The sequence below is a fragment of the Streptomyces sp. NBC_01497 genome (assembly GCF_036250695.1).
In the GTDB taxonomy this organism is placed as follows: Bacteria; Actinomycetota; Actinomycetes; order Streptomycetales; family Streptomycetaceae; genus Streptomyces.
Genome location: NZ_CP109427.1, coordinates 8,018,723 through 8,044,312, shown reverse-complemented (window position 1 = coordinate 8,044,312; position 25,590 = coordinate 8,018,723). Strand labels below are relative to the sequence as shown.

19 protein-coding genes and 1 pseudogene are annotated in these 25,590 nt (G+C 71.8%); 8 read left to right on the top strand and 12 right to left on the bottom strand.

The annotated features are described in order from the left end of the window. Positions 1–70 precede the first annotated feature (70 nt). The 3 genes from OG310_RS33975 to OG310_RS33965 all read left to right on the top strand — a co-directional run bounded on the left by OG310_RS33975 (position 71) and on the right by OG310_RS33965 (position 2,582). Complete coding sequence (locus OG310_RS33975; protein WP_329459684.1) at positions 71–676, top strand: hypothetical protein; 606 nt, start codon at positions 71–73, stop codon at positions 674–676. Between the two features lie 454 nt (positions 677–1,130). Continuing rightward, positions 1,131–2,276: an inorganic phosphate transporter gene (locus OG310_RS33970; protein WP_329459683.1), complete on the top strand. Its 1,146-nt coding sequence runs from the start codon at positions 1,131–1,133 to the stop codon at positions 2,274–2,276. A 21-nt stretch (positions 2,277–2,297) separates the two neighbouring features. Further along, positions 2,298–2,582, top strand: coding sequence for a hypothetical protein (locus OG310_RS33965; protein WP_329459682.1), 285 nt, complete (start codon positions 2,298–2,300; stop codon positions 2,580–2,582). A gap of 164 nt (positions 2,583–2,746) precedes the next feature. Here the strand turns inward: OG310_RS33965 and OG310_RS33960 are convergent, their stop codons facing one another. Then, entirely contained in the window at positions 2,747–4,705 is a 1,959-nt protein-coding gene (locus OG310_RS33960; protein WP_329459681.1) for a S53 family peptidase, read from the bottom strand. A 520-nt stretch (positions 4,706–5,225) separates the two neighbouring features. Then, positions 5,226–6,686: a GH1 family beta-glucosidase gene (locus tag OG310_RS33955; protein WP_443078797.1), complete on the bottom strand. Its 1,461-nt coding sequence runs from the start codon at positions 6,684–6,686 to the stop codon at positions 5,226–5,228. 229 nt (positions 6,687–6,915) lie between these two features. Between OG310_RS33955 and OG310_RS33950 the strand changes: the two genes are divergently transcribed. Then, the gene (locus OG310_RS33950; protein WP_329459680.1) at positions 6,916–7,731 is read left to right on the top strand and encodes a Clp protease N-terminal domain-containing protein; all 816 of its coding nucleotides are present in this window, start codon (positions 6,916–6,918) and stop codon (positions 7,729–7,731) included. Between the two features lie 248 nt (positions 7,732–7,979). Here the strand turns inward: OG310_RS33950 and OG310_RS33945 are convergent, their stop codons facing one another. From OG310_RS33945 to rpmG, 7 genes and pseudogenes are all read right to left on the bottom strand, one after another. Then, a complete protein-coding gene (locus tag OG310_RS33945) occupies positions 7,980–11,276 on the bottom strand; it encodes a TIM-barrel domain-containing protein (protein ID WP_329459679.1) in 3,297 nt (1,098 codons plus the stop codon). Between the two features lie 666 nt (positions 11,277–11,942). Continuing rightward, a pseudogene (locus OG310_RS33940) lies at positions 11,943–12,441 on the bottom strand (molybdopterin dinucleotide binding domain-containing protein); the annotation flags it as partial. Positions 12,442–13,048: 607 nt separating this feature from the next. Next, a complete protein-coding gene (locus tag OG310_RS33935; protein ID WP_329459678.1) occupies positions 13,049–14,011 on the bottom strand; it encodes an SDR family NAD(P)-dependent oxidoreductase in 963 nt (320 codons plus the stop codon). A gap of 373 nt (positions 14,012–14,384) precedes the next feature. Further along, positions 14,385–15,476 (bottom strand): DUF2510 domain-containing protein, encoded by a 1,092-nt coding sequence (locus tag OG310_RS33930; RefSeq protein WP_329459677.1) that lies wholly within the window; start codon positions 15,474–15,476, stop codon positions 14,385–14,387. Between the two features lie 51 nt (positions 15,477–15,527). Further along, complete coding sequence (locus OG310_RS33925; protein WP_329460509.1) at positions 15,528–16,976, bottom strand: acyl-CoA synthetase; 1,449 nt, start codon at positions 16,974–16,976, stop codon at positions 15,528–15,530. Positions 16,977–17,450: 474 nt separating this feature from the next. Continuing rightward, positions 17,451–17,720, bottom strand: coding sequence for a type B 50S ribosomal protein L31 (locus OG310_RS33920; protein ID WP_329459676.1), 270 nt, complete (start codon positions 17,718–17,720; stop codon positions 17,451–17,453). Between the two features lie 50 nt (positions 17,721–17,770). Further along, complete coding sequence (rpmG, locus tag OG310_RS33915; RefSeq protein WP_329459675.1) at positions 17,771–17,935, bottom strand: 50S ribosomal protein L33; 165 nt, start codon at positions 17,933–17,935, stop codon at positions 17,771–17,773. Between the two features lie 301 nt (positions 17,936–18,236). Here rpmG and OG310_RS33910 point away from each other — a divergent pair, with 301 nt between their 5' ends. After that, positions 18,237–18,881 (top strand): histidine phosphatase family protein, encoded by a 645-nt coding sequence (locus OG310_RS33910; RefSeq protein ID WP_329459674.1) that lies wholly within the window; start codon positions 18,237–18,239, stop codon positions 18,879–18,881. Between the two features lie 634 nt (positions 18,882–19,515). Further along, positions 19,516–21,015 (top strand): MFS transporter, encoded by a 1,500-nt coding sequence (locus OG310_RS33905; protein ID WP_329459673.1) that lies wholly within the window; start codon positions 19,516–19,518, stop codon positions 21,013–21,015. Between the two features lie 115 nt (positions 21,016–21,130). Here the strand turns inward: OG310_RS33905 and OG310_RS33900 are convergent, their stop codons facing one another. Next, positions 21,131–21,655 (bottom strand): PadR family transcriptional regulator, encoded by a 525-nt coding sequence (locus tag OG310_RS33900; protein ID WP_329459672.1) that lies wholly within the window; start codon positions 21,653–21,655, stop codon positions 21,131–21,133. Positions 21,656–21,753: 98 nt separating this feature from the next. On the opposite strand from OG310_RS33900, the gene OG310_RS33895 reads away from it, so the two are divergent. Both OG310_RS33895 and OG310_RS33890 read left to right on the top strand, forming a co-directional pair. Continuing rightward, on the top strand, positions 21,754–22,359 hold the full coding sequence (locus OG310_RS33895) for a hypothetical protein (protein WP_329459671.1): 606 nt from the start codon (positions 21,754–21,756) through the stop codon (positions 22,357–22,359). 97 nt (positions 22,360–22,456) lie between these two features. Next, positions 22,457–23,815: a carotenoid oxygenase family protein gene (locus OG310_RS33890; protein ID WP_329459670.1), complete on the top strand. Its 1,359-nt coding sequence runs from the start codon at positions 22,457–22,459 to the stop codon at positions 23,813–23,815. A 71-nt stretch (positions 23,816–23,886) separates the two neighbouring features. Here the strand turns inward: OG310_RS33890 and OG310_RS33885 are convergent, their stop codons facing one another. Both OG310_RS33885 and OG310_RS33880 read right to left on the bottom strand, forming a co-directional pair. Further along, on the bottom strand, positions 23,887–25,050 hold the full coding sequence (locus OG310_RS33885; protein ID WP_329459669.1) for a hypothetical protein: 1,164 nt from the start codon (positions 25,048–25,050) through the stop codon (positions 23,887–23,889). 259 nt (positions 25,051–25,309) lie between these two features. Further along, positions 25,310–25,513 carry a cold-shock protein gene (locus OG310_RS33880; protein WP_329459668.1) on the bottom strand — a complete coding sequence of 68 codons (204 nt, stop codon included), beginning with the start codon at positions 25,511–25,513 and terminating at the stop codon, positions 25,310–25,312. Positions 25,514–25,590 lie beyond the last annotated feature (77 nt).

The following is a 25,590-nucleotide window of genomic DNA, read 5'->3' as shown; positions in this document are numbered from 1 at the left end:
GCCTAGGCTTTGTTGGCACAGGCCACCGACGGGAACAACGGCCGGTGGCTCCTGACGGAAAGGGACACCAATGACATCCGCACCCGCCTCTCCCAGCAGTGTCGAGGCGACAACCACTCTCCTCCAGGCGGAACTTCCCCGCCTTGAGGCACACCAGCAGTCTCTGGAGAAGGAACTCGCCGCGGTCACCGAGCGCCTCGAATCGGTGCGTTCGGCCCTGACGGCGCTCCAGGCGCTGTCCGGTGTGCCGCACGTGCTGGAAGGGACCGAGGAGGCCGCCGCCACAGAGGCCGAGACCGTCGCCGAGCCGGCCGAGGAGCCGGTCGCCTCGGTGCCGGCACCGCGCCGCTCCGGCTCGAAGAAGGCCGTCGCCAAGAAGCGCGGCCCGGCCAAGAAGCCCGTGCGTGCGGCCAAGGCGGCGGCCAAGCCCGCCCCCGCGAAGAAGTCCGAGGAGCGCACCGAGGACAAGGAGCAGGCCAACGGCCTCACCCGGCAGGTGCTCGACATCCTCGCCGACGCCAAGGGCGGCACGGTCAGGGCACGTGACGTGGCGAAGGTCCTCGGCCGTGACGGGAGCCCCGGTGACATCAACGCCGTGCGCAGCACACTCGACCGTCTGGTCGCGACGTCCCGCGCCGACCGCGCGGGCCGGGGTCTGTACCGCGAGCGCGTCTGATCCGGGGGGCGGCCCCGTACCGGGCCGCCCCTCCCGCCGTCCGCTCCCATCGCCCTGCCACTCCCGGCCCCGCGGTGGGAGCTGTCCGCACCGGGCCGGCGCCCGAGGCGCTGTCCGCGCGCCGCGCCGGGGCCCCGCCACGGTCCCTTCGCGGGGCCGTACTCGGCTTTTCCGGGCGGGGGTTGGCGACGTCCGGGACGGATGGTGGCGGTTCCCGTCCAGTGATGCCGGGGTCCGCGGGGGTGCGGAGCCCGCGGCCGGGGGCACCACACCGCGTCGGGTCCCCGGGGGCGGACGCGGTGCGTGGGGCCCGGAGCCGAACCGGCCACCCGCGGGCACGGGCCCGAGCGTTCAGGCGCACCCCGGGATGTGTCGCCTACCTGTGGAGACAAGAACCTGACGTCTTCACATCGCTGTTGCCCCGGGTACGCCCGCTCGCGCTTTCATGGGGCGAATGGACCACATCACCTTCCTTGTGGCAGTGGTGATCGTCACGGCTCTGGCCTTCGACTTCACCAACGGATTCCATGACACCGCGAACGCCATGGCGACCTCCATCGCGACCGGGGCACTGCGCCCCAAAGTGGCCGTCCTCATCAGCGGTGTCCTCAACCTCGTCGGCGCCTTCGTCTCCACGGAGGTCGCCCGGACCATCTCCGGCGGCATCGTTCAGGACAACCTGGTCACGCCGGGCATGATCTTCGCCGGTCTGGTCGGTGCCATCCTCTGGAACCTGGCGACGTGGCTGCTCGGGCTCCCCTCCTCCTCCTCGCACGCCCTGTTCGGCGGTCTGATCGGCGCCGTGTGGGTGGGCGCCGGGCAGCGCGGAGTCCACTTCGACCAGGTCGTACAGAAGATCATCATCCCGGCGGTGGCATCGCCGCTCGTCGCGGGGCTCGCGGCGCTGTTCGCGACGTATCTCGCGTACCGGATCACGCGGCGCGGCGGGTCCGGTCCGGTCGAGCGGGGTTTCCGCATCGGGCAGATCGCCTCGGCCTCGCTGGTCTCGCTCGCCCACGGCACCAACGACGCGCAGAAGACCATGGGCGTGATCACGCTGACGCTGATCTCGGCGGGCGCCCTGGGCCCGGACGCGGGCCCGCCCGTCTGGGTCATCGGCGCCGCCGGGCTCGCCATCGGTCTCGGTACCTACATCGGCGGCTGGCGGATCATCAGGACGATGGGCAAGGGCCTTACCGACATCAAGTCGCCGCAGGGGTTCGCCGCCGAGGCCGCGTCGACGACGGTGATCCTCACCTCGGCGCACCTCGGCTTCGCGCTGTCGACGACGCAGGTGTGCTCGGGCGGCATCCTCGGCGCCGGGCTCGGCCGCAGGCTGGCCGAGGTCCGATGGGGCGTCGCAGGACGGATGGCCGCGGCGTGGTGCATCACGCTTCCCGCGGCCGCGGCGGTCGGCGCGGTGGCGGCGGGGGTCGTGGTGCACGGTGGCACGGCGGGCACGATCGTGATCGCCCTGGTGGCCGCCGCGGTGTCGGGCTTCATCGTCCACATGTCCCGGCGCAACCCGGTGACGTCCGGCAATGTCAACGAGGACCACGCCGTGCCCGTCCGGGCGCAGGCGGCCAGGGCCGGCGTCTGATCCGGCGGGAGGAGACCGCACATGAGTATCGACTTCAGCGCCCTCGGTGAGGTGGCGGGCGTGAGCATCGGCGCCACGGTCGCCGTCGTGGTCGTCTTCGCCCTCGGTGTACGGGTGTTGTCAGAGCCGGGACCGGACGGCGAGCCGGCCGCCACGACGCCGGAGCAGGCAGGGCTCTCCGGGGGCGCGGCTCCCGGGACGGCAGGACCGGCGCCCCTGTCGCGGTTCGTGGCCGGGCTGTGCTTCCTGGCCTGCCTCGCGGCGGTCGCGTACGGGCTGTACCTGATCGTCCCCCAGTTCCACTGAGACGCGCGCCCGGACCCGGAACGAACAACCGGCCGCACCCGGGCGCACGACGGCCCCCGTGGGCCCCGGGCGGAGGAAAACTCCGCCCGGGAACCGCACGGGGGCCGTCGTGTGCGAGGCAGTGCCACGCTCCCTGACGCCGTGGCGCCCCGGAGAGTGCCGGATCAGCGCGTCTTGTAGGACGACACGTAGTTGCCCGCGGGAGTGCCCACACCGGTCACGTCGTCGTAGCCGACGGTCGCCGACAGCGAGCTGTCGTGGCCGAGGGTGCGGATCGACGTCTTGACCGGGCTGGTCGGGTCCTGCGTGTTCGTGTAGTCGTTACGGACGACCGCGATGTCCTGGCCCGCACCCAGCGGGTGGTCCGTGACGTCGTGGAGCGCCGACGTGCCGTAGCGCTGGTAGATGCCCGGGTTGGCGAAGCCGATCGGCACACCGTGCCGGGCCTGCTGCGCCAGTGCCTGGATACCCGCGATGACCGGCGAGGCCAGCGAGGTGCCACCGAGGCGGTACTCGCTGTACTGCTGCTTGCCGTTCGCCTGGGTCTGCGTCATGCCGATCAGGAAGCCGGTGTTGGGGTCGGCGACCGCGGAGATGTCGGGCATGGTGCGCATCGGGGACGACGTACCGTTCGCCTGCGACAGCGAGGTGGGCACGACACCCTTCTGGTAGAACGGCTGCGCCACCGTGGTGCTGGTGCCGCCGCCGGCGCCCGAGGTGAAGGCGCCCGGGAAACCGGTCCAGTTCTTGCCCTCGGCCGACAGGGACGCCTGGAGGGTGCCCCAGCCGGTCTCCCACTGGTACTTGTCGTTCTTGCCGACCGCGAGGGAGGTACCGCCGACGGCGGTGACCCACGAGGAGTTGGCGGGAACGTCGACCTGCTTGGTGCCGGTCGCCGCCTTGAAGTCGCCGTCGTCACCCGTGGAGAAGTAGAAGCCGATGCCCTCGACGGCGCCCATCTGGAACACCTGGTCGTAGGCGGCCTGCGACGCCGGGGTCTGGTCGGCCTCGACGTCACCCCACGAGTTGGAGACGATGTCGGCGAGGTGGCTGTCGACGACCTTGCTGAGCGAGTCGAGCAGGTCGTCGTCCAGGCAGGACTTCGCGCCGACGTAGGTGATGTCCGCGTCGGGCGCGACCGCGTGCACCGACTCGACGTCGAGCGACTCCTCGCCGTACCAGCCGGCGGGGTCGGGGCAGTTGGTCTCGTCGACGGTGAAGTCGTTCGGGACCACCTGCGAGAACTGGCCCGCCTTGTACTTCTTGTCGCCGTTGCGCTTGGCGTACTTGCTGGCGTCCTGCGCGATCGTCGGCGACGCGTAGGCGTCGGTGATGGCGACCGTCACGCCCTTGCCGGTGTAGGTCTTCGCGCCGTAGGCGGCCCGGAGCTGTTCCCCGGTGTAGCCCTTGATCGTGTACGGAGCCTTCGAACCGTAGGCGTTCGGCAGCTTCTTGTTCACGTTCGAGCCGAAGTACGTGGAGAACGGCCCGGCGTTCAGGAACGCGGCGTCCGGCGGCGGCAGCGCGTCGTCGTGCTGCGAGGCCTTCGGGGCGTTGTCCAGGCCGGTGACGGTCAGGACCGCGCCGTGCAGCGAGGCCGGGACCGACGCCGTCGTGTCGGGCGCGTGGTACGTCTTGCCGGACTTGGCGTAGTTGTGCAGCTTGGTGGAGAACGCCTTGGCCACGGCCGTCGCGTCACCCGAGACCGAGACGTAGTGACTGGTGGTACCGGTGACCTTCAGCCCCGCGGAGGTCAGCCACTTGGTGACCTCCGCCACCTGCTGCTGCGTCGCTCCGAAGCGTGCCTTGACCTGCTTGGCGCTCAGGTACTTGCCGTAGCTCGCGGAGGAAGGGTCGGAGACCTCCTTCGCGTACGTGGCCAGACCCGCGGCGTCCCGCCCCGCCAGGTACACGCGTGCGGAGACCTTGTTGGACGCGGCCGTACTGCCCTTGTCGGCCTGCGCGGTGGCCCACAGCGGCTTGGTGCCGTGCAGCATGGCGCGTCCGGCCGGGCCGGTGTCGGCACCGGCCGCCTGGACGCCGAGTGCGAGAGCGCCGGTCACCATGGACAGCGTGGCTGCCACGGCCATTCCGGTGCGCAGGCGCGGTCGGCTGGATCTCATAAAACCCCCTGCGTTGCGAGTGAACGCGTGCGGCGCGGTGAGAGGTGCAGACCACACGCAGACCCTCACTCTGTCGATCAAGTGTTCTCAGGGGGAACACGCGTAGACCAAAGGAATACCAAAGGAACCGCATGTTCAGGTCAACACGCAGGTCAGGCCAGTGATCTTCTCCATGCCTCAGGCACCTTTCCGCCATGGGCAGTTGGGGGACGAAGAAGCCCACGTCCGGACATCACCCACGACGCCGGAGAAGCCCGGGAAGGCATGGAAAAACCCGACGCATCCCTCTCGCACCCTCCGGTGGGTCCCTCGGTGAAGGGCCCGCGCCCGATGAACCGGGCTCCCACGGGCGCCGCCGACACCTCGTCAGGCGCACCACCACCGCCGACGCAGGAGCGGCTCCCCCACCGTCCGGAGAGACGCGGGCGGCCGCGGCGGCCGCCCGTACGGCGACTGCCACGGCCGCCCGGCCGTGTGACGGGGCGACACGGAGCGGAACATCCCGGCCCGCGTCGCGAGATCAGGCCGAGGGGCCCGACGGCGCCGGCAGCGTGCCGGTACGCGCGACCTGCGCGTACCACCGGGCGCTCGCCTTCGGGATGCGCCGCTGCGTCTCGTAGTCCACGTAGACGGCGCCGAACCGCTTGCTGTAGCCGTACCCCCACTCGAAGTTGTCGAGCAACGACCACAGGAAGTATCCGCGCACGTCCACACCCGCCGTCAGCGCGCGGTGGACCTCGCCGAGGTGGCCCCGGAGGTAGGCGATGCGCTCCGGGTCGTCCACGACGCCGTCCGCGCCGATCCGGTCGTCGAAGGCGGCGCCGTTCTCCGTGATGACGACCGGCAGGTCCGGGTGCTCGCCGCCGACCCGCCGCAGCAGGTCGTACAGACCGGTGGGGTCGATGCCCCAGCCCATCGCCGTGCGCGGGCCGGGAGCCTGATGGAAGGCCACCCCCTCGCCCGCGGGCCAGGGGCTGTGCTCACTCGCGCCGTGCCCGTCGGAACCGTGCGCGGCACCCTCCTTGTCGTACGAGACGAGGGTCGGCGAGTAGTAGTTCACCCCCAGGAAGTCCAGGGGCTGGTGGATGATCGCCGTGTCGCCGTCCCGCACGAACGACCAGTCGGTGAGGTGCGCGGTGTCGGCCAGCACGTCGTCGGGGTAGGCGCCGTCGAGCATGGGGCCGGTGAAGACGCGGTTGGCGGTGCCGTCGATGCGACGGGCCGCGTCGAGGTCCTCGGCGCCCTCGCTGAGCGGCCTTACCTGGTGGAGGTTGAGCGTGACCGACACCTGCGCCTCAGCGGGCAGCCGCTCGCGCAGCTCCCGTACGGCGAGGCCGTGGGCGAGGTTGAGGTGGTGGGCGGCCCGCAGCGAGTCGGCGGCGTCGGTCCTGCCGGGGGCGTGCACACCGGAGCCGTAGCCGAGGAATGCGCTGCACCAGGGCTCGTTGAGGGTGGTCCAGGTGCGGACGCGGTCGCCGAGCGCATCGGCGACGACGCCCGCGTATTCGGCGAAGCGGTAGGCCGTCTCGCGTTCGGGCCAGCCGCCCGCGTCCTCCAGCTCCTGCGGGAGGTCCCAGTGGTACAGCGTGGCGACGGGCTGGACACCCTTCTCCAGCAGGCCGTCCACGAGCTTGCTGTAGAAGTCGAGCCCCTTGGCGTTGGCCGGCCCGCTGCCGGTCGGCTGGACCCTCGGCCAGGCGACGGAGAAGCGGTACGCGCCGACGCCGAGGTCCGCCAGGATGCCGAGGTCCTCGTGCCAGCGGTGGTAGTGGTCGTCGGCCACGTCACCCGTGTCGCCGTTCAGCACCCGCCCCGGGGTGTGGGAGTAGACGTCCCAGATGGACGGCGTGCGGCCGTCCTCCCGGGCCGCGCCCTCGATCTGGTACGAGGCGGTGGCCGTCCCCCACAGGAAGTCCGGCGGAAAGCTGATCGCCTGTTGGGGGTCGGGGGCCTGGCCTGGGATGGGTGCTGAGGTGGCCACGGGGGTCCTTCCAGGGAGGTTCGTCGTCGCGGTCACCGGCGACAGCCGGTTTTCTGAGAGCGCTCTCAGCACGTAGCCGCGATGGGAGCGCTCTCAGGACGTCCCCCAGCGTCTCCGCCCGCACCCGACCACGTCAAGTGCCCGCCTCCGTGGCCTTCATAACCCTATGGGGGTTACATTGGGGGTTCAATGCGCGGACGGCGCATGGCAACCGTCGAGAGGTGCTCCGATGCCCAAGATCAACGTGTATCTGCCCGACGAGCTCGCGGAGACGGTGAAGCAGGCGGGCGTACCGGTGTCCGCCGTCTGCCAGCGGGCTCTGGAGACGGCGGTCCGGCGCGTGACCGCCATCCGCGAGACGGCCCTGCACGGACCGGACACGGCCGCGGCCCAGGGCGCGTTCGGCCAGTTCACCGCGCGCACGAAGACCGTGATGGAACGGGCGGCACAGGAGGCCAGGTCGACGGGAAGGCCCGAGGTGGACACGGGCGCCCTGCTCGCCGGGATCCTCGCCGAGGGGGAGAACCTGGGGCTCAGGGTCCTGCTCGCCATGGAGATCCCGCCCGAGCACGTGGGACGCGAGCTGGCGGCGCGGCGCGGGCTGGCGGCGCAGGGGCGCCCGCCCACGGACGACACGCTCGTGAACGCCGAAGCCGTTGACGACGTACGGGGCGAAGGCGCGGCTCCCCGGTTCGACGCCGAGGCCGCCGCCGCGGTGGAACTGTCGGTCACGGAGGCGATCGGCCTCGGACACAACTACGTGGGCTGCGAGCACCTGTTGCTGGGCCTGGCCGCCGAACCGAACGGTGTGGGCGGTCAGGTGCTGCGGTCCCTGGGCGCCGAGCCGCGACTGCTGCGCCGGGCGGTGACTGCCGCGCTGGCGGGCTACGTCCACCTCCAGGCGCAGACGGCGGGCCGGGCCACCGCGGACGCGCCCGGCACGCCGCAGGCCGCGCTCCTCACCGCCCTGCGGCAGGAGCTGAAGCCGCTCGCCGAGCGCATCGACCGCCTGGAGGCGCACGCCGGTCTCACCCAGGCGGAGTAGGAAGCTTCCGGACCGGGGCAACGGGTCGGCGGACAACCATTGTTGGCCGCGTCCGCACGCCCTTGACCGGACGCGGCCCCCCGCGCGCCCACCGGCGGACGGGTGCCCGGTGGCGGGAAGTCCACCGGGCACCTCGCGTCGCCCACCCGCGGCGCCCGGTCCTGGGACGGGTCCTTGTGGGAGAGCGGGCGATCACCGGGCCGGCCCGCAGTCAGCGGCCGGCCCGCGCGTCTCCTTCCTGTTCCTTCCTACTGGTAGGTGACGGTGACCGGGGAGTGGACCGACCGGCGGGGCAGCGTGACCGTCAGAACCCCGGTGGTGCTGTTCCAGTGGTACGCGTGCGGAGACAGCCGTACCCCGGACGCGGTGACCTTGGTGGGCGCGTGGGTTCCCATCAGCGCGAGGGTCCACGCGCGTTCCCGCACCTGTCCGGGGAAGGACCCCTTCACCGCGCCGATGGACACCGTGTGGCGCGAGCCGCTCTCCTGGTAGCGGACCGTCGTCGTGGCACTCCGGTTCTTCTGCGGGGCCGCCCCGTCGTCCTCGTAGAGGCTGTACGAACCCGAGGCCCCGGTGGCGATGCTCAGTGTGACGTCCGTCAGCGGATTGCGGTCGTTGTCCGTGACGTTGTGGGTGCGCGTCGGCACGATGCCGCCGGCCTTGACGAAGACCGGCATCGTGTCGAGGCCGGTGGTGACGGACTGCGTGGTCCCGCCGGCGTACGTCCTGCCGGTGAAGTAGTCGGTCCACCGGCCGGGCGGGAACCAGACGGAAGTGGTGGCGGAGTCGCCCGGCGAGGTCACCGGCGCCACCAGGACGTCGGAGCCGTAGAAGTACTCGTCTGCGGACGTCGCGTACGCCTGTGGCTCGTCGGGGTACTCCAGGTAGGTGGGGCGGACGATCGGCAGGCCGGTACGGTTCGCCTCGGCCGCGAGCGTGTAGGTGTACGGCAGCAGGTTCTCGCGCAGGTTGAGGAACGCGTCGGCCGACTTCCTGGCCGCGTCACCGTACTGCCAGGGCAGCCGGTCGCTGTGGTTGCTGTGCAGCCGGTCGATCGGCTGGAACGCGCCGAACTGCACCCAGCGGGCGTACAGGTCGTCGGGGAGCTTGTGCGTGCTGAGCGTCTGCCCGCCGTCGGTGTACGTCTCCGAACCCGTCAGCCCCGTCGTGTCGTTGTGGCCGCCGATGTCATGCGTGATGGCCGCCATCCCGGTCGCCGCGGACTCGCCCGGGGTGTAGCCGACCTCCAGCTTCAGTGTGCCCCACGTCGAGGACGTGTCGCCGGTGAAATGCACGGTGGTGCGCTTGTCCGCCCACGGCCCCGTCGGCAGTGCCTGCTGGCCGCTGTACCCGCCGGCCTGCAGGGATCCGTACGCACGGGAGAGGACGAATCCCCGGCCGAGGGTCCTCGCGGTGAGGTCGGCGTACTGCTGGTTGATCCACGCGTCCGGGGTGACCCCCTGCAGCGACGACTGCGACGCGTCGCAGCACCAGTCCAGCCACCAGAAGTCGTTGCCCTCCTGGTCCATGGTCCGGTGCAGGCCGAGGTACGCCTTCAGCTGGTCCGGGTCGCCGAAGTCGAAGGTGTAGCAGTTGTCCTGGACCTCTGCGCCCGAGGCGCAACCCCCCTTCTGCAGCTTGCCCTTGGCCGTTGCCTGCGCCTGGGCGAACTGGGGGTCGGACGCGAGGATGCTGGGGTGCACGTTGAGCGTGTTGTGCAGTCCCTGCGCGGCCGACCAGTCGAAGAATCCCTTCGCGTCGGGGAACTTCGACGGGTCCAGCTCCCAGCCGCTCCAGTCGTTGACCGCCTTGTAGTCGGTGTCGGTGACCAGGACGTCCAGGGGTACGCCTTCGGACCGGAAGGACGGCAGGATCGTGTTCTCGTAGTCGGCCGCGGTGCGGTCGATGTACTCCGAGTACCAGACGCCGTAGGCCCATGACGGCAGCAGGGCGGGCGGCCCGGTCAGCGTGGCCAGATCCTTGAGTCCCTGCTTGTAGTCGTGTCCGTATCCGAAGACATAGCCGTCCTGGTACGGATCGCCGCCGTGGCCGGGGCGCGGTGTGACCTTGTGCGCCGCGGTGTCGTAGAGGGCCGACGGGGTGTCGTCGAGCAGGTACCAGCCGTCCTGGTTGAGCAGTCCGGGGGTGGTCGCGGGTGCGGCGCCGTTGCCGGTCACGCCGTCCAGACCCCGGCGGTAGCCGCCGAGTGCGAGGTGCGGCGGGGGCGCGGCCTCCTTGGGCGCGGCCACGGACAGGGTGTCCGCGTTGATGTGGCAGTCCGCGGCGCCCGGGCAGGTGAGGGCGACGTCGTCCGAGCCCGCCTTGAGGCTCACCGGCACGGACGCCGTCTGCCAGTCGTCCCAGTCCTTCGTCGCGGGGAGCGACAGCGTCGTGCTGGCTCCGCCCGCGGTGACGGTGGCGTCGCGCGTCTGGTGGAGTCCGTCGCCGCCCGGGCCGTTGGCGTAACGCACCCGGAGCGTGTAGTCGCCGTCGGCGGGCACGCCGACCACGTGGGTGGCCACGCTCGATCCCTGATCGAGTTCGGCGACGAAGCCGCTGCCGGCGTATCCCGTGTGGTCCGTAGCGACGACCGCCGAGCCGCCGGTCCGTCCTGCCTCCGCCTCGCAGCTCACGCCGTAGCCGCAGTCGGAGATCGCGGTGGTGGAGGCCGGGGGGTACGCGTCGCCGGGCCGGACGAGCGCGACACTGTCGACGTTGACGTCGCCGGAGTCCGTCGCGGTCCTGGCCAGGGTGATGGTGTGGTGCCCGGCGGTGAGCCCGAGGCTCGCGGTGGCGAGTTTCCAGGTGTCCCAGTTCGCCGTGGTCGGCAGAGTGACGCTCTGCGGATCGCCGCCGTCCACGGAGAGCGTCAGCGTACGGGTCGTGGTCTGGCCGTCACCGCCGAGGGAGTTGGCGTACCGCACGTCGAACTGGTAGGTCCCGGCGCTGCTGACATCGATGTCAGCCGACGCGGACGCACCGGTGCTCTCGAAGCCCGCCGCGAAGCCGGCCCCCGTGTGGCCCACGTGGTCGGAGCCCACGGAGACACCGCTCAGCTGCAATTCCTCGGCCTCGCACAACGCGCCGAGCCCACAGCTCAGATGCTGCCAGGGCGTGGCGGTCACCGGGGTGTCGCCCGCGACCGTGTGCACGGTGAGGTTCTGCGCGTCGAACTGGCCCGAGCCGACCCGGTAGCGCAGGGTCACCGCGCTCGTCCTGATGGTGAGCCAGCCACCGGAGGTCCTCACCGTGTAGGCGGCCGGTGCGAAGCCGTCACGGCCGATCGCGTTGAACGTCGCGTCGTCCGTGAACTTCCGGTCCCCCGCGTACTCGGTACGGATCAGCGTCGGCGACAGGATCTCGAAGCGGGCGTCTCCCGACGAGACGGTCGGGATGCGGTGGGCCGGAGCTCCGGCCTGGGCCGCGCCGGCCGCCGCCGTGCCACCGCCGGCCAGTGTCGTGGTGGCGGCCGCGCTCAGGACGGCGGCCAGTCCGATCCCCTTCCGCAGGGACCTGGGCCATCGCCTCTTTGCTGGGGCTCTCATGGACAACTCCGCTCTCCGGTCGACCGGGTGACACGTCCGCGCCGGGCCGGCCGAGAAGCGCCGCGACCGGCTCGTTCCCTTGCGGCACGGACTGTTCCATCGTTGTAATGCAGGCAGTTGGCATGACAGCACGTCCGCCGGGCGATGTCCATAAGCGTGCAGCGCGCCATGGGAAGCGCTCATCCGGGATGGGGCCGGAACACCACGAAACGCCGGTGCCGTTCCGTCCTCGCAGGTGGCGGCGCCCGCAGCGGAGACGGTGGAACTCACTGCCGCTCGGGCAATCCGCACGGGTGCGCGGCCGGGCGGCGGGCGTACGCGGACGAACCGCCGCCGCGGACCGACGGGTTCGTCACCTCAGCGAACGGCGCGAAGCGCGTGGCCCGGCCGCACGCTCCGAGGCCCGCGGCTGCCCCGGCCCCTCACTGGCGTCGCCTCCCGCCGCCCCGTACACGCGGCTTCACGCGGTACGCGGCTTCGCGCTGCCATGCGCGGCTTCACGCCGTACGCGCCATTCGTACGCGCCGTACGCGGCTTCAGGCTGCCGTACGCGGCTCACCGGCTCCGTGAGCGGCGCGTCCTTGTTGCGGATCCGCCGGGCGGAGCGTCAACGGGCTGCCGACGCGCCCGACATGACGGGCACCTGCCGGAGGAGGGCGGCGCGGCAGCCGCCGCGGCGACCTGGACCCTGACACTCTTCATCAGCGGCTGGTCGCTCTGGACGCTGTAGTCCCCCGCCGCGATCAGGGCGTTCATCTCCGGCAGGTAGCCGGCGGCACATCCGTGCGGGATGTCGTAGGGAAGCGCGATGTAACCCCGCAGGACGCGTGGTGATCCGTCCTTCGCGGTGCTGGTGATGTCGACGCTGTCGCGTCGGGCCAACTGCCGCGCCCGCATGTCGTCCGCGTTCAGGAACACCAGGGTCCGCAGGTTCTCGATACCCCGGTAGCGGTCGTTGTCCGAGTAGATCGTGGTGTTCCACTGGTCGTGCGAAACGCATCGTCTGCAGGATCAGGGTGCCGTCCTGGGGCGCGACGTCCGGCAGCGGGGCGGCCGAGAACTCCGCCTTGCCCGACGGGGTCAGGAACACGATTTCGCGGGCGGGCCGAAGGATCCGGAACCCCAGGGGGAGCCGGACCCGGCGGTTGAAGTCTTCGAAGCCGTCGTTAAGCGGGACGCCTCAGACGACGGCGACGCCCGCCCCGTCACCAACCTCCGTGGACGGAACAGCCAGGGCGTCGTCGCGCACAACGCCCGGGCCACGGCGAAGCCGAGGAGGCGGCACCGGAACCGGCCACGGCGCAGGCGACCACGTTCACTGCGGGCCCATCGAAGGGGACTCTGATCGCCGCACGTCGTGGAGGGTCCACGACCTCCCGGCCCGCTCCCCACCCGGCCGGTGACGGGAGGTCCCGCGCGCCGGACGGGCCTGGGGCAGGCGCCGGGGCGCCGGCGTCCGTGCCGGCACCCCGACACCCGGTGCCCGCCGCCCGACGATCCGGCGCCCCCGGGCGAAACCACCGGCGAGCCCGCCACCTGACCGGCAGCCCGGGCGCACCGTTCGCCGTCACCGCGGGCCCGCGGTGACGGCCGCCTGTCCGTTCTCGTTCCGTGCGACCGCGCGGCCGGACCCGGCGGCGGGGCCCCACAGGTGCGTCGCGGCGGGCGCCCAGGGCCCGGCACCGCTCCCCCGGCGACGGCGTCGCCTGCGGTGTGAGCCCCGGCCCGTGGCGGCCGTCGCCGCAGGCCGCGGCGACTGTGTGCGGCAGCGGTCAGGAGACCGCGGGGAACGCGTTGACACCGGTCAGCGCGGCAGACAACTTCCAGAGCCTGGAGGCCTGTTCCGGGTCCACCGCGTAATCGCGCACACCGCCGCCCACCTGGGGGTCGTCGTTGCGTTCTGCGATGTCACAGTCCTCGCAGTAGACACCGCCCGCACCGTCGAGCTGCGGCGAGGTGGCGGCCCACACCTCGGTCGAGGCACCCTGCTCCGGCGTCTTGAAGGAGTCGTTGACCGGGTTGCCCTCCTCGTCGATCCAGCCGAAGGCCACCATCTCCTCCTTGGGAAGGTGCCGCTGGAGCGGCGTGAGGATGCCTCCCGGGTGCAGCGCGAACGCACGGACGCCCGACTCCCTTGCGAGACGGTCGAGTTCGACGGCGAACAGCACGTTCGCCGTCTTGGCCTGCCCGTACGCCTCCCACTTGTCGTAGTCGCGCTCGAAGTGGATGTCGTCCCAGCGGATCGGGGAACGCCGGTGGCCGCCGGACGAGACCGAGACCACGCGCGCCCCGCTCGCCACCGCCGGCCAGAGCCGGTTGACGAGCGCGAAGTGGCCGAGGTGGTTGGTGGCGAACTGCGCTTCCCAGCCGGGCCCCACGCGCGTCTCGGGGCACGCCATCACGCCCGCGTTGTCGATGATCATGTCGATGGAGCGACCCGAGGCGAGGAAGCGCTCGGCGAAAGCGCGCACGCTGTCGAGGTCGGCGAGGTCGAGTTCGTCGACCTCGACGTTCGCGATGCCCTCCAGTGCGGACCTGGCCTGCTCCGGCCGCCGCGCGGGTACGACGACGTGCGCGCCCGCGCCCGCCAGCGCCCGTGTCGCCTCGATGCCGATGCCCGAGTAGCCGCCCGTCAGGATCACGAGCTTGCCCGTGAGGTCGATTCCCCGAAGGACTTCGGCGGCGGTGGTACGGGCTCCGAACCCTGTTCCGATCTTGTGCTGAGGCGTGTTCATGAAGCCAGGCTACGAATTGGAGCGCGCTCGAAGTCAAACCGCGAGGCTCCGTCCGGCCGGCAGCGGGCTCCGGGCGGTACGGGCGCGCGACGGACGCACCACACGTTCGCCCGCACGACATGCGTACGACCGCCACAGGCCATGGCACCCGCCAACGGCGCCGCCCTCGGTGGCGGCTCTCGTACAGCCGCCACCGTCGCGGGCGCTTTCGTCCGGCCGCCCCCTCGTGGTGCTTTCGCACGGCCGCCTCGGCGTGGCATCTCCGCGCCACCACCACGATCCGCACCGGCCGCGACGCCCGTGTACGCGCGGGGCGACCGCCCGGGCCACCCGGCCCGGCACCGGGCCGGGCGGACAGCCGAGCGGCCCCGCGTCAGACGCCCTTGCCGTTCCCGCTGTCCCCGGCGCCCGCAGGCGCGGCCTTGATGCCCTTGACGATGGTGTTCAGGACGCTCAGCGCCGGCGCCTTGCTGTTCACGTCGAACCCGGCACGGACCATCACCATCTGTCCCTCGGCCGCCGGGGAAGCAAAGGCCAGGGACTCGACGTACCCGTCGTCGCCCTTGCTCGTGACGACCTTCCACAGCACCAGGTAACCGTCCTTGCCGGCCACCTTCACGGCCTCCGACTTCAGCTGCTGGTGCGAGGTGATCTTCCCGTAGACACCGTCGTCGCCGTACGACTCCTGGGCGTTGGCCGGGATGTCCTGCAGCGCCGCGGCCTTCGCCGTCTTCGCGGTGACCTTGAGGCTGGACGCGGGAGCCGAGAACACGCCACCGCGGACACAGGTCTGGGAGGCGTCCCCGGGGCACTTGTAGTTCCCGGTGGTCACGCCGGCGCCCGCGAGCCCGGACTGACCCGCCCAGCCGCTCGGCACGGGGAGGTCGATCCCACTGGCCGCGTCGGTGGCGAAGCCCTTCTCCGTCTGCGGGAGTTGGCCCTGCCCGTCGCCGCCGGCACTGCCGCCGTCGCCACCCTGCGGGTCGTCGGGACTGCCGGGGAGGCCGCCGCCGTCCGAGCCGCCCAGGGAGCCGCCGGAACCGCCCTCCGAGCCGCCCAGGGAGCCGCCGGATCCACCGTCCGAGCCGCCGAGGCCGCCACCACCCTGGGAACCCCCTTCGCCCTGCCCCGCCTGGGGGGGCGCGGACGGGACGGAGTCCGCCGCCTTCGACCCGTCGCCGCTGTCGTTCTTGCCGAGCAGGTAGAAACCGCCCGCGAGCGCGAGAACCACCACTCCCGCGGTGACCGAGACGGCGACCTTGCGCCCGCGGGCGCCGCGTGGCGTGCTCTGCGGCATCGGCGGATAGCCGGGGAGGCCGGGTGCGTCCGTCGCGTTCCACGTGTCGGACGCTGCCGGGTGCACGTGGTCGGTCCAGGCGGAGCCGTCCCACCAGCGCTGCTGATGGGCGCCTTCACCTGTCTGCGCCGGATCGGGGTACCAGCCGGGAGGAGTCGAGTTGGTCACTCCTCCACTCTATTCAGCTTGTCGTATCGTCCGGTGAGAGGGGGATGAGAATCAGGTGCCCAGTGCCCGCTTGGTGATTTTGCCCATGTCGTTGCGCGGCAGCGCCTCCAGGAACCGCACCTCCCGGGGCCGCTTGTGCGCCGCGAGTTCCCTCGCCACATGTGCCGCCAGTTCGTCCGCGGCCGGGGGCGCCGCCGGGTCGGCCGGCACCACCCAGGCGATGATCCGCTCCCCCAGGTCGTCGTCGGGCTCGCCGGTGACCGCCGCCTCCGCCACCCCGGGGTGATCGAGCAGGACGTTCTCGATCTCACCCGCCCCGATCTTGTAACCGCCGCTCTTGATCAGGTCGGTGGCCCGGCGGCCGACGATGCGGACGTATCCGTCGCCGTCACGTGTCGCCATGTCACCGGTCCGGAACCAACCGGCCCAGAACGCGGCCTCGGTGGCCTCCGGGCGGTTCAGGTATTGCGTGAACACGTTCGCGCCGCGCACCTGGATCTCCCCGATCGTCGCGCCGTCGTCCGTGTCGAGCACACCGCCCTCGTCGTCCACGAGCCGCAGTTCCACGCCGGGCAGCGGCACGCCGACGCTCCCGGCGCGTGGTTCACCGTCCGCACGCACACTCGTGTTCATGAGGGTCTCCGTCATGCCGTACCGCTCGATCACCTGACGCCCGGTCGCCTCGGTGATCCTCCGGTGGTCCGGCAGCGGGAGCGGCGCGGAGCCGGACACGAGCAGCCGGGCTCCGGACAGGGCGCTGACGAGCGCGGCGTCCACCGCGACCGCCAGCGCGATGCGGTGGTACATCGTGGGAACGCCGAACAGCATGGTCCCGCCGTCCGCCAGTTCGCGCGCGACCGCGCCGGTGTCGAACCTGCCGAGGTGCCGCATCGAGCCGCCGCGCCGCAGCGGGCCGAGCACCCCGAGCACGAGGCCGTGGACGTGGAACAGCGGCAGCGCGTGCACGACCACGTCGTCCGCCGTCCACTGCCAGGCGTCGGCCAGCGCGTCGAGGGTGGCGGCGAGCGCGCGGCGGGGCAGCACCGCCCCCTTCGGCGGGCCCGTGGTGCCCGAGGTGTAGATGATCAGGGCCGGGCTCTCCGCGTCGGGCTCCCCCGGCAGCGGCGCGGCAGGACCACCCGTCTCGGGTACGACGGGCACGGCCGCCCGCTCGATGCCGTCCAGCGCGGCGGGCAGCACGGCGTCCCGTTCCGCGATCACGAGTTCGGGTTCGCTGTCGGCGACGACATGCCCGAGCTCGCGCTCTCCGCTGCGCGGGTTCAGCGGTACGGCGGGCACCCCGGCGAGCAGCGCCGCCACGACGGCGACGGCGGTGTCGACGCTCGGCGTGGCCCAGATCGCGATCCGGCGGGCGCCGTCGATCCTGGCGGCGAGAGCGGTGGCGGTGGCGGCGAGTTCCGCGTAGCCGACGGTGCGCTCGCCGAAGCGCAGGGCTGGACGGCCGTCGGGCACGGCGAGGGCCGGGAAGAGGGGGGACACACGGGGACCTGTCGGCTGCTGCGTCATGAGGCGCAGTATGCCGGGCGGGTCTCGTCGTGCCCTGCAGGATCGGGTGACCGGCCGAGCGGCCCCGGATCCGGGGAGACCGAGGGCCCGAGGGAACCGGGGGTGGGCGGAACCGGGGGTCGGTGGAACCGGGGCGCCACAAGCGCGGAAAGACCCGGACAGGAGGGAGAAGACCCCGCGGACATGGGGAGGCCCCGGCTGGATTCGGGGGATTCCAGCCGGGGCCGTTCAGAGGTGGTCACGGAGGGCGGTCGCCTCGCGGCGAAAGGCTCCATGGGGCTTCAGCCGAACGATCTTCCCCATGGGCAAGGGGTGAGGCCCGGGGACACTGTCCCCTCCGCGGCCACGTACAGGTGAACGCTCAACCGGATCCGCGTGTTCCGCCGCTTTCCCGTGCCGTCCTGTGAACTGGGCCACGGGCCGCGCGGCGGACGCGGGTCCGCACGGTCAGCTGTTGCCGCTGTCGTCCTTGCGGTACGAGCCGTACTTGCGCTCGAACCTCTCCACGCGGCCCGCCGTGTCCACGACCCGGCCCTTGCCGGTGTAGAAGGGGTGGCTCGCGGAGGAGATCTCCACGTCGACGAGAGGATAGGTGTTGCCGTCCTCCCAGTCGACGCGCTTGTCGGAGTCGAGCGTCGAGTGCGTCAGGAAGGCGTCGCCGGTGGCGGTGTCACGGAAGACGACCGCACGGGACTCGGGGTGGATGCCAGGCTTCATAACGTAGTCCTTCCTCGTCTACGGACGGCTCCTACGGGTACCCCCGCAGGTCAGCGCGATTCGCGGTACAGCACGTGCGTTCCGGCCGTCGGGTCGAACTTGCGCAGTTCGAGGCGGTCGGGGTCGTTGCGGCGGTTCTTCCGCGTCACGTACGTGTGCCCGGTCCCTGCGGTGGACCGGAGAGTGACGACGGGGCGGGTCTCACTGCGTGCCATGCGTGCTCCAGACAGGGCGTTCCGACTCCGTCGCGGAGGTCGCCCGACTCTCGCCCGGCTTCTCCGTTCTGGATGTCATGTTCATCAACTGGACGCCCGGTGTAACGCACCCCCTCCGTGTGGCATTCCCGCCCTGTGGGGGAAGCAGGGAGAGGGGACACTGGGAGGACATCACGGGGTCGCCCGCCCGGATCCGCGGGGACGGGCGACCGGAATGCGGCGCCCTCCGGGCGGGTTGTCCCCCTCGGAAACGGCCCAGGCCGCAGGAACTGCACACGAGTGGAAGCGGGTGGCACGAGCCATGGGCGAGTTGATCCTGGTACGGCACGGGGAGACCGAGTGGACACTGTCCGGGCAGCACACCGGGAACACCGACATCCCTCTCACCGCGCGCGGCGAGGACCAGGCCCGCGCCGTCGCGCCGCTGCTCGCCGACCGCAGGGTGGGCCTGACGATGGTGAGCCCGCTGGGACGTACGGAGCGCACAGCCGAACTCGCTGGCCTCACGGACTACCGGGTGACGACCGACCTGCACGAGTGGGACTACGGCGGGTACGAAGGCATCACCACGAACGAGATCCACAGGACTCGCCCCGACTGGTATCTGTGGACCGACGGCGTGATCCCCGGCGACGCGGCCCATCCGGGCGAGACACCGGAGGAGGTGGGCGAGCGCGCCGACCGGGTCCTCGCCGAGGTCCGCAAGGCGATGGCGGAGACGGACGACGACGTCGTTCTGGTCTCGCACGGGCATTTCCTGCGGGTACTGACCGCCCGCTACCTGGAGCTCACACCGGCCGAGGGCAGACTGTTCAAGCTGGAGACCGGCACGGTCTCGCGGCTGGGCACCGAGCACGACCGCCCCGTCATCACCGCGTGGAACATCGAGATGCCCGAGAGCGTGCGGCACGCGCAGCCGCGGTCCTGCGACACGGCCGACGCCTGAGGCGCGGACCGTCCGCCACCCGTCGCCCCGCCCCCCGGAAGGCGCTCACGGCCGAGCATGACGGCTCTGCCCGTACAGCGGCGCCGCAGGCGGCCCTGCCAGGTTCCGGCTCTCCAGGGCGGAGGCGTTCCGGGACAGTGGCACTCCCCCGGCCGCCCTCGGCCGCTACGGAAGCCGGTCCCGCCCGGCCGTCGGCGCGGCGGCGGGAACGGGGACGTGGTCCTCGTGGCGGGCCCCGCGAAAGCTGAGCCGCCTCGCCGGGAAGGCCGCCCCGGCGCGCGGACCCGCCCCGGCCGGAGGGGCCGGGGCCCCTGACAGCGCGGCCGTGAGCGTTCCCGGCCTCTGCTCCGCTCCGCCACTCGGCCGTCCCGGCGTCGTACGCTCTCGCTCCGCGCCGCCGGGAGGCCTGACCAGGACCGTGCGGCCCGTCGGCCGAGGTGCGCGGACGCACCGTCAATACCGCTCCCCGGGAGTCATTCGATCGGGCACGCGTCGCCTCGCGTTCCCCGGCCCTCCCAACTGGACGCGAAACCCGGCGGTTTACCCACTTTGATCATCGGGTAACCGCAGCCAACCATCATCGGCGTGTCCCACGCGCCGTACAGCATGCGCCGCCGGGCAGGAGTCTCAAACGATGAGTCAATCCGCGCAACCCGCGATCGGGACGGTCACCACTCAGGTCCCGTCCAGACTGGACCGGCTGCCCTGGTCCCGGTGGCACTGGCTGATCGTGATCGGGCTGGGCACCGTATGGATTCTCGACGGCCTTGAGGTGACCGTCGTCGGCAACATCGCGAGCCGGCTCTCCGAGGACGGCAGCGGCCTGAGCATCAGCGACGGCCAGGTCACCGGCATCGGTGCGGCCCTCTATGTGGCGGGGGCCTGCGCGGGCGCGCTGGTCTTCGGCTGGCTCACCGACCGGTTCGGCCGCAAGAAGCTCTTCCTGATCACCCTCGCGGTCTACCTGGCTGCCACGGCGGCCACGGCGCTGTCGTTCTCCGCGTGGTGGTTCTTCCTGTTCCGCTTCCTCACCGGTTTCGGCATCGGCGGCGAGTACGCGGCGATCAACTCGGCCATCGACGAACTCATCCCGAGCAAGTACCGGGGCCGGGTCGACCTCATCATCAACGGCAGTTACTGGCTCGGCGCGGTGGGGGGAGCGCTGCTGTCCGTCCTGGCGCTGAACACCGACATCTTCCCCAAGGACGTCGGCTGGCGGCTGACGTTCGCGCTCGGTGTCGTACTCGGACTCGTGATCCTGCTGGTGCGCCGCCATGTGCCCGAGAGCCCGCGCTGGATGTTCATCCACGGCTACGAGCGGGAGGCGGAGGACCTGGTCTCGGACGTGGAGCGGCAGGTGGAGGAGGAAAGGGGGGAGCGGCTGCCCGCGCCGGAGGGCTCGATCACCGTCGAGCAGCACAAGAGCATCAGCCTCTGGACGATCGCGAAGACGCTCATCGCGGGCTATCCCCGGCGCGCGGTGCTCGGCTTCTCCCTCTTCGTGGGGCAGGCCTTCCTGTACAACGCCATCACGTTCGGCTTCGGGTCGATCCTGGTGAACTTCTTCGACGTCTCCAGCAGCACGACGGGTTACTTCTTCGCAGCCATCGCCGTGGGCAACTTCCTGGGCCCGCTGCTGCTGGGGAAGCTGTTCGACACCGTGGGCCGCAAGAAGATGATCTCCGGGACGTACATCCTCTCGGGTGTCCTGCTGTTCATCACCGCCTGGGTGTTCAACGAGGGCTGGCTCAACGCCACCACGATGACGGTGTGCTGGGGCGTGGTGCTCTTCTTCGCCTCCGCGGGCGCCAGTTCCGCCTATCTCACGGTGAGCGAGATCTTCCCCATGGAGACCAGGGCGCTCGCGATCGCCCTGTTCTACTCGATCGGCACCGCGGCGGGCGGCATCTCGGGGCCGCTGGTCTTCTCCTCGCTGACGAGCAGCGGCAATGTCGGTGACGCGGTGATCGCGTTCTGCGTCGGTGCCGGGCTGATGGTGGCAGCGGGACTGGTCGCGGTGTTCCTCGCGGTCTCCGCGGAGGGCAGGTCCCTGGAGGACATCGCCACTCCCCTGTCGGCACGCGGCGTCAACGACGGCGGCACGAAACCCACTTCGAGCACCCCCGCCACCTGACCGGGCGCCGGCCGCGCGACCCGTCGCAGTGCGCCGTGCCCGGCCGACGGCGCGCCTCCCTGTCCGTGCCGTGCGCGGACACGGAGACGCGCCGTCGCACCGCGGGCGCGGTACCTCAGGACCGGCCCTGCTCGATCCGCTCCGCGGCCCAGCGGGCCCACTCCTGCTCCATCGCGCGCAGTCTCAGGCCGTACTCCAGCGCCAGCGCGCCACCGGTGGACAGCATGTCCTCACCCCAGTCGACGCCCTCCCGGAGTCCGACCAGTTGCTGGTGCTGCGCCTCCGAGAGCTCCGCCCAGCGGCGCATGCGCGCCGCGGCCTCGTCCTTCGCGAGCACCCCGAGGAAGAAGACCTGCAGTAGCGGCTCACTGCGCTGCGGCTTGTGCTCCTCGTTCTCCACCAGCCAGCGGTGCAGCTCGGCCTTCCCGTCCGCGGTGATGCCGTAATCCTTGCGGCCCCTGGCGCCCTCGGCGACGACCTCGATCAGGCCCCCGGCGTCGAGCCGGTTGAGCTCGCCGTAGACCTGGCTCTGGGTGGCCGGCCAGACGCTCGCGAGTGAGGTGTCGAACAGCTTCATCAGGTCGTAGCCACTGCCGGTGCGTTCCACCAGGAGTCCGAGAAGTGCGTGCCGAAGGCTCATGGGAACGACCCTACCTTCCAGTGTTGACACATCAAAGGAAGACCTTCTACTTTTGACCTGTCAATATTGGAATAACGGAGTTCTCAGGGAGAGCAGCCGTGGGCTACCTGCGTGGTTTCATTCCGTGGATCGTGTTCGCCGCCGTGTCGTCGGCCGACTGGCGCTGGGGGGCCGTCGCCGCCCTCGCCACCGGCAGCATCCTGCTGGCGGGCGGGCTGCGCGGCGGGATCGCCGCGGACGCCCTGATCCTCGACATCAGCACGGTGATCTACTTCGTGCCCCTCGGCGCACTCGCGTTCGCCGATCCCGGCTCCGCGCTGAAGCCCTACGACAGCGCGATGTCGTTCGTGTGGCTCTGCCTGACCGCCTGGCTGTCGCTGGCCATCCGCAGGCCCTTCACCCTGGGCATCGCCCGGCAGCAGACACCGCGGGAGTACTGGCACACGCCGGGCTTCCTCCGGGTCAACGTGATCATCACGTCGGTCTGGGCCACCGCCTTCACCTTCTCCGGTGCCGCGCTCATCGCCTGCTCGGCCAAGGACGCGCCCGACTGGGTCATCATCCTGGTCCACGTCGTGGGGCTGGCCACGCCCGCCCTCTTCACCTCCCTCTATCCGCGCCGGGTCCGCGCCCGCCTCGCCCGTACGGGAGCCGCCGCGGGAGCCGCCCCGACATCCTCCGGCAGCGCGGGCGAAGCGGCCTGAACCGGCGCACCCCACCCCGCGGACCGTTCCGCGCCCCGCCCACAGGCCCGCGACCACACGAGCCGCACCACTCCCGACCCTCACGAAGGGACCGATCATGACCACGGCCGACGCACCCGCGCCGCACCTCGCGGGGAACTACGCCCCCGTGCCCGACGAACTCACCACCCGGGCGCTGGAAGTGACCGGGGCGGTACCGCCCGAGCTGACCGGCTGGTACCTGCGCAACGGACCCAACCCCCGCGAGGCCGCGTCCGCCCACTGGTTCCTCGGTGACGGCATGGTGCACGGCGTCCGGCTGGAGAGCGGCCGCGCTGTCGCCTACCGCAACCGATGGGTCCGCACCAGCACCTTCGAACACGGCGCCCGGACCCGGGACGTTCACGGCCGCAGCGACCTGACCGCAGGCGTCGCCAACACCCATGTCGTACGGCACGCCGGGCGCACGCTCGCCCTCGTCGAGTCGTCGTTCCCCTACGAGCTGACCTGCGAGCCCGGTCACGAACTCGGGACCGTCGGACCGTACGACTTCGGCGGGCGGCTCGGCACGGCGATGACCGCTCACCCGAAGGTCTGCCCCACCACGGGCGAGCTGCACTTCTTCGGGTACGGCGCGGGAAGGCCCCCGTATCTGACCTACCACCGCGCCGACGCGGCCGGGCAGCTGACGGTCAGCCGGGAGATCGAGGTGCCCGCGGCGACGATGATGCACGACTTCCACCTCACCGCCCGCCATGTGGTCTTCATGGACCTCCCGGTCGTCTTCGACCGTGGGCGGGCGACGGCCCCCGGCGGCGGCATGCCGTACGTGTGGTCGCCGCAGAACGGGGCCCGGCTCGGGGTGCTGCGGCGCGACGACCCGTTCGGTCCGGTCCGCTGGTTCGACATCGAACCCTGCTACGTCTTCCACACGCTCAACGCCCACGAGGGGGCGGACGGAACCCGCCTGGTGCTCCACGTGTCGCGCTACCCCTCCCTCGGCGACGGCGTGGCCCTCGACGGGAGCGCGTCGCTGTGGCGGTGGACGATCGACCTGACCACCGGCGCGGTCCGCGAGGAGCGGCTGGACGACCGGCGCGCCGAGTTCCCGCGGATCGACGACCGGCTCGCCGGACTGCCCAGCGCGTTCGGCCACGCGACGCAGGCGGCCGGGCGGACGGACGGGGGGCACGGCCGTGGCGCGCTGCACCGCTACCACCTGGACTCCGGTGCGGTGACGAGCCATGTCTTCGGCGCCGGCAGAGCGCCGGGGGAGGCGGCCTTCGCGCCGGCCGACGATGTCCCCGGCGGCCCCGGCTGGCTCATGACCTTCGTGTACGACGCGGCCACCGACCGCAGCGACCTGGTGATACTCGACGCCGACCACCTTGCTGCGCCGCCTGTCGCGGTCGTCCACCTGCCGCGCCGCGTCCCGGCCGGCTTCCACGGCAACTGGCTGCCCGACCGGACCGCCTGACGCACGCGGCGGCGCCCCCTGGAACGCGTTGACGGCAGGGGGCGCCGCCGTCGCACGGGACGGGTCGCGGGCTACGAGCCGACGTCACCGGTGACGCCCTGCGGGTGCCTGCGCATCAGCGCCGAGCCGCTCAGGGCGAGTGCCGCGATCGCGCAGACCAGCGCGATGGCGCTCGCCCACCTGTACGCCCCGCCGAGGCTGCTGCCCGGCAGTGTGATGCTGCCGAAGCCGACCATCGAGTGGATGACCAGCACCGCGCCCGCGACCACCGCGCTCGCGCCCCAGGTCCACGCCATGTCCCGCACCATCAGCCAGGCCGCGAGCACCAGGCAGAGCACGGTGATGACCACGCAGAGCATGTCGGTGACGCCGCCGGAGCGGAGTTCGCCGAGGTCCTCGGGCAGATGGAGCAGGCCCATGACGATCAGCACCGCACCGGCGGGCCAACGCAGGACGGACCCGAGCGCCGGGGACGGGGCCGGGCGGGCGGCCCGGGCGTCACGGTCGGGCACGGCGGTCCTGGCGGCGTGCCGCGCGGCCGGGCGGGGCGCCGGTGACGCGGGAGCAATCCGGGTCCGGGTGGTGGCGGGCGGCACGAAGCGGAACGTGTCGACACCGGGGGGCTCGGCGCCGGCTGTCCGTACCGCGGACGCCTGTCGGCGCGCCGGCTCGGGAGCGTCGACGACGGCAGCCGCCTGCGCGTCCGCGACGACCGGCGGCTCCCCCGCCGCGGGTCCCGCTTCGGACACGGCTTCCAGCACGGCCTCCCGCGCCGGTGCCAGAACGGGTTCGTGCGCTGTCACGCGCTCCGCGACCGAGGCCGCCGTCGCCGCGCGGACGGGACGCTCCCCCGCTGTCCCGGCCGGCTCGGAGCCCTCGAATCCCAGGATGCTGACGAGGTGGGCGACATCCTCGATGGGACGCCCCACAGCGACGGCGCGCAGGGCCGCGTCCATCTCGTCCTGTCGATCCGGCGGTTCGTTGAGCATGAGGACGAGCTGCCTGACCTCATCCAGCGGACGGGCGACGGCCGCCGCCCTGAGCGCCTCGTCCGCGGGGCTCGGCACCTCCCCCGTACGCCGGAGCAGGCTGACGAGCGCGGCGACCTCGTCCAGCGGGCGGATGGTCGCCGCCGTCCACAGGAGGGTACGTATGGGTTCCCGGGTCGTGTCCCCGCCCGCTCGGGGAGGCGGAGGATCCTGTTCTCCTTCTGCGGTATGCGGGTCACGAGGCATTGGCGCGGCTCCCTTTGCCGAGACGACCACGGGTGGGGCACCCACCGTGTCGGTCATCGGGCGCCACGGGTGACGCCCTCTTCGCTCCATGACAGCCGTCCCCCAGCGCTCACGCCATCGGGGAAGCGCAGAAGAGGGACCCCAGACCCGACAGTGGCCCGGGAGGCGCGAAGGGCGTGGGCCCGGTGGCCGACTGCCACCGGGCCCACGCCCCGGGATCGTCCTCGTGTCCGCCGCGGGGGCGGACGCCGTGGATCAATCAGGAGGGGAGGATGTTCTCCGCCTGGGGGCCCTTGTTGCCCTGGGTCACGTCGAAGGTGACCTTCTGGCCCTCCGCCAGCTCGCGGTAGCCGGTCGTCGAGATGTTGGAGTAGTGCGCGAAGACGTCCGGTCCGCCGCTGTCCTGCGCGATGAAGCCGAAGCCCTTTTCCGAGTTGAACCACTTGACGGTGCCACTGGCCATGCCGATTCTCCGTATTCCGCGAAGCGAGGGCCGCCGCACGGCGCGGCGGCCCGGAGGTGATCGCCTTGGTCCGGACA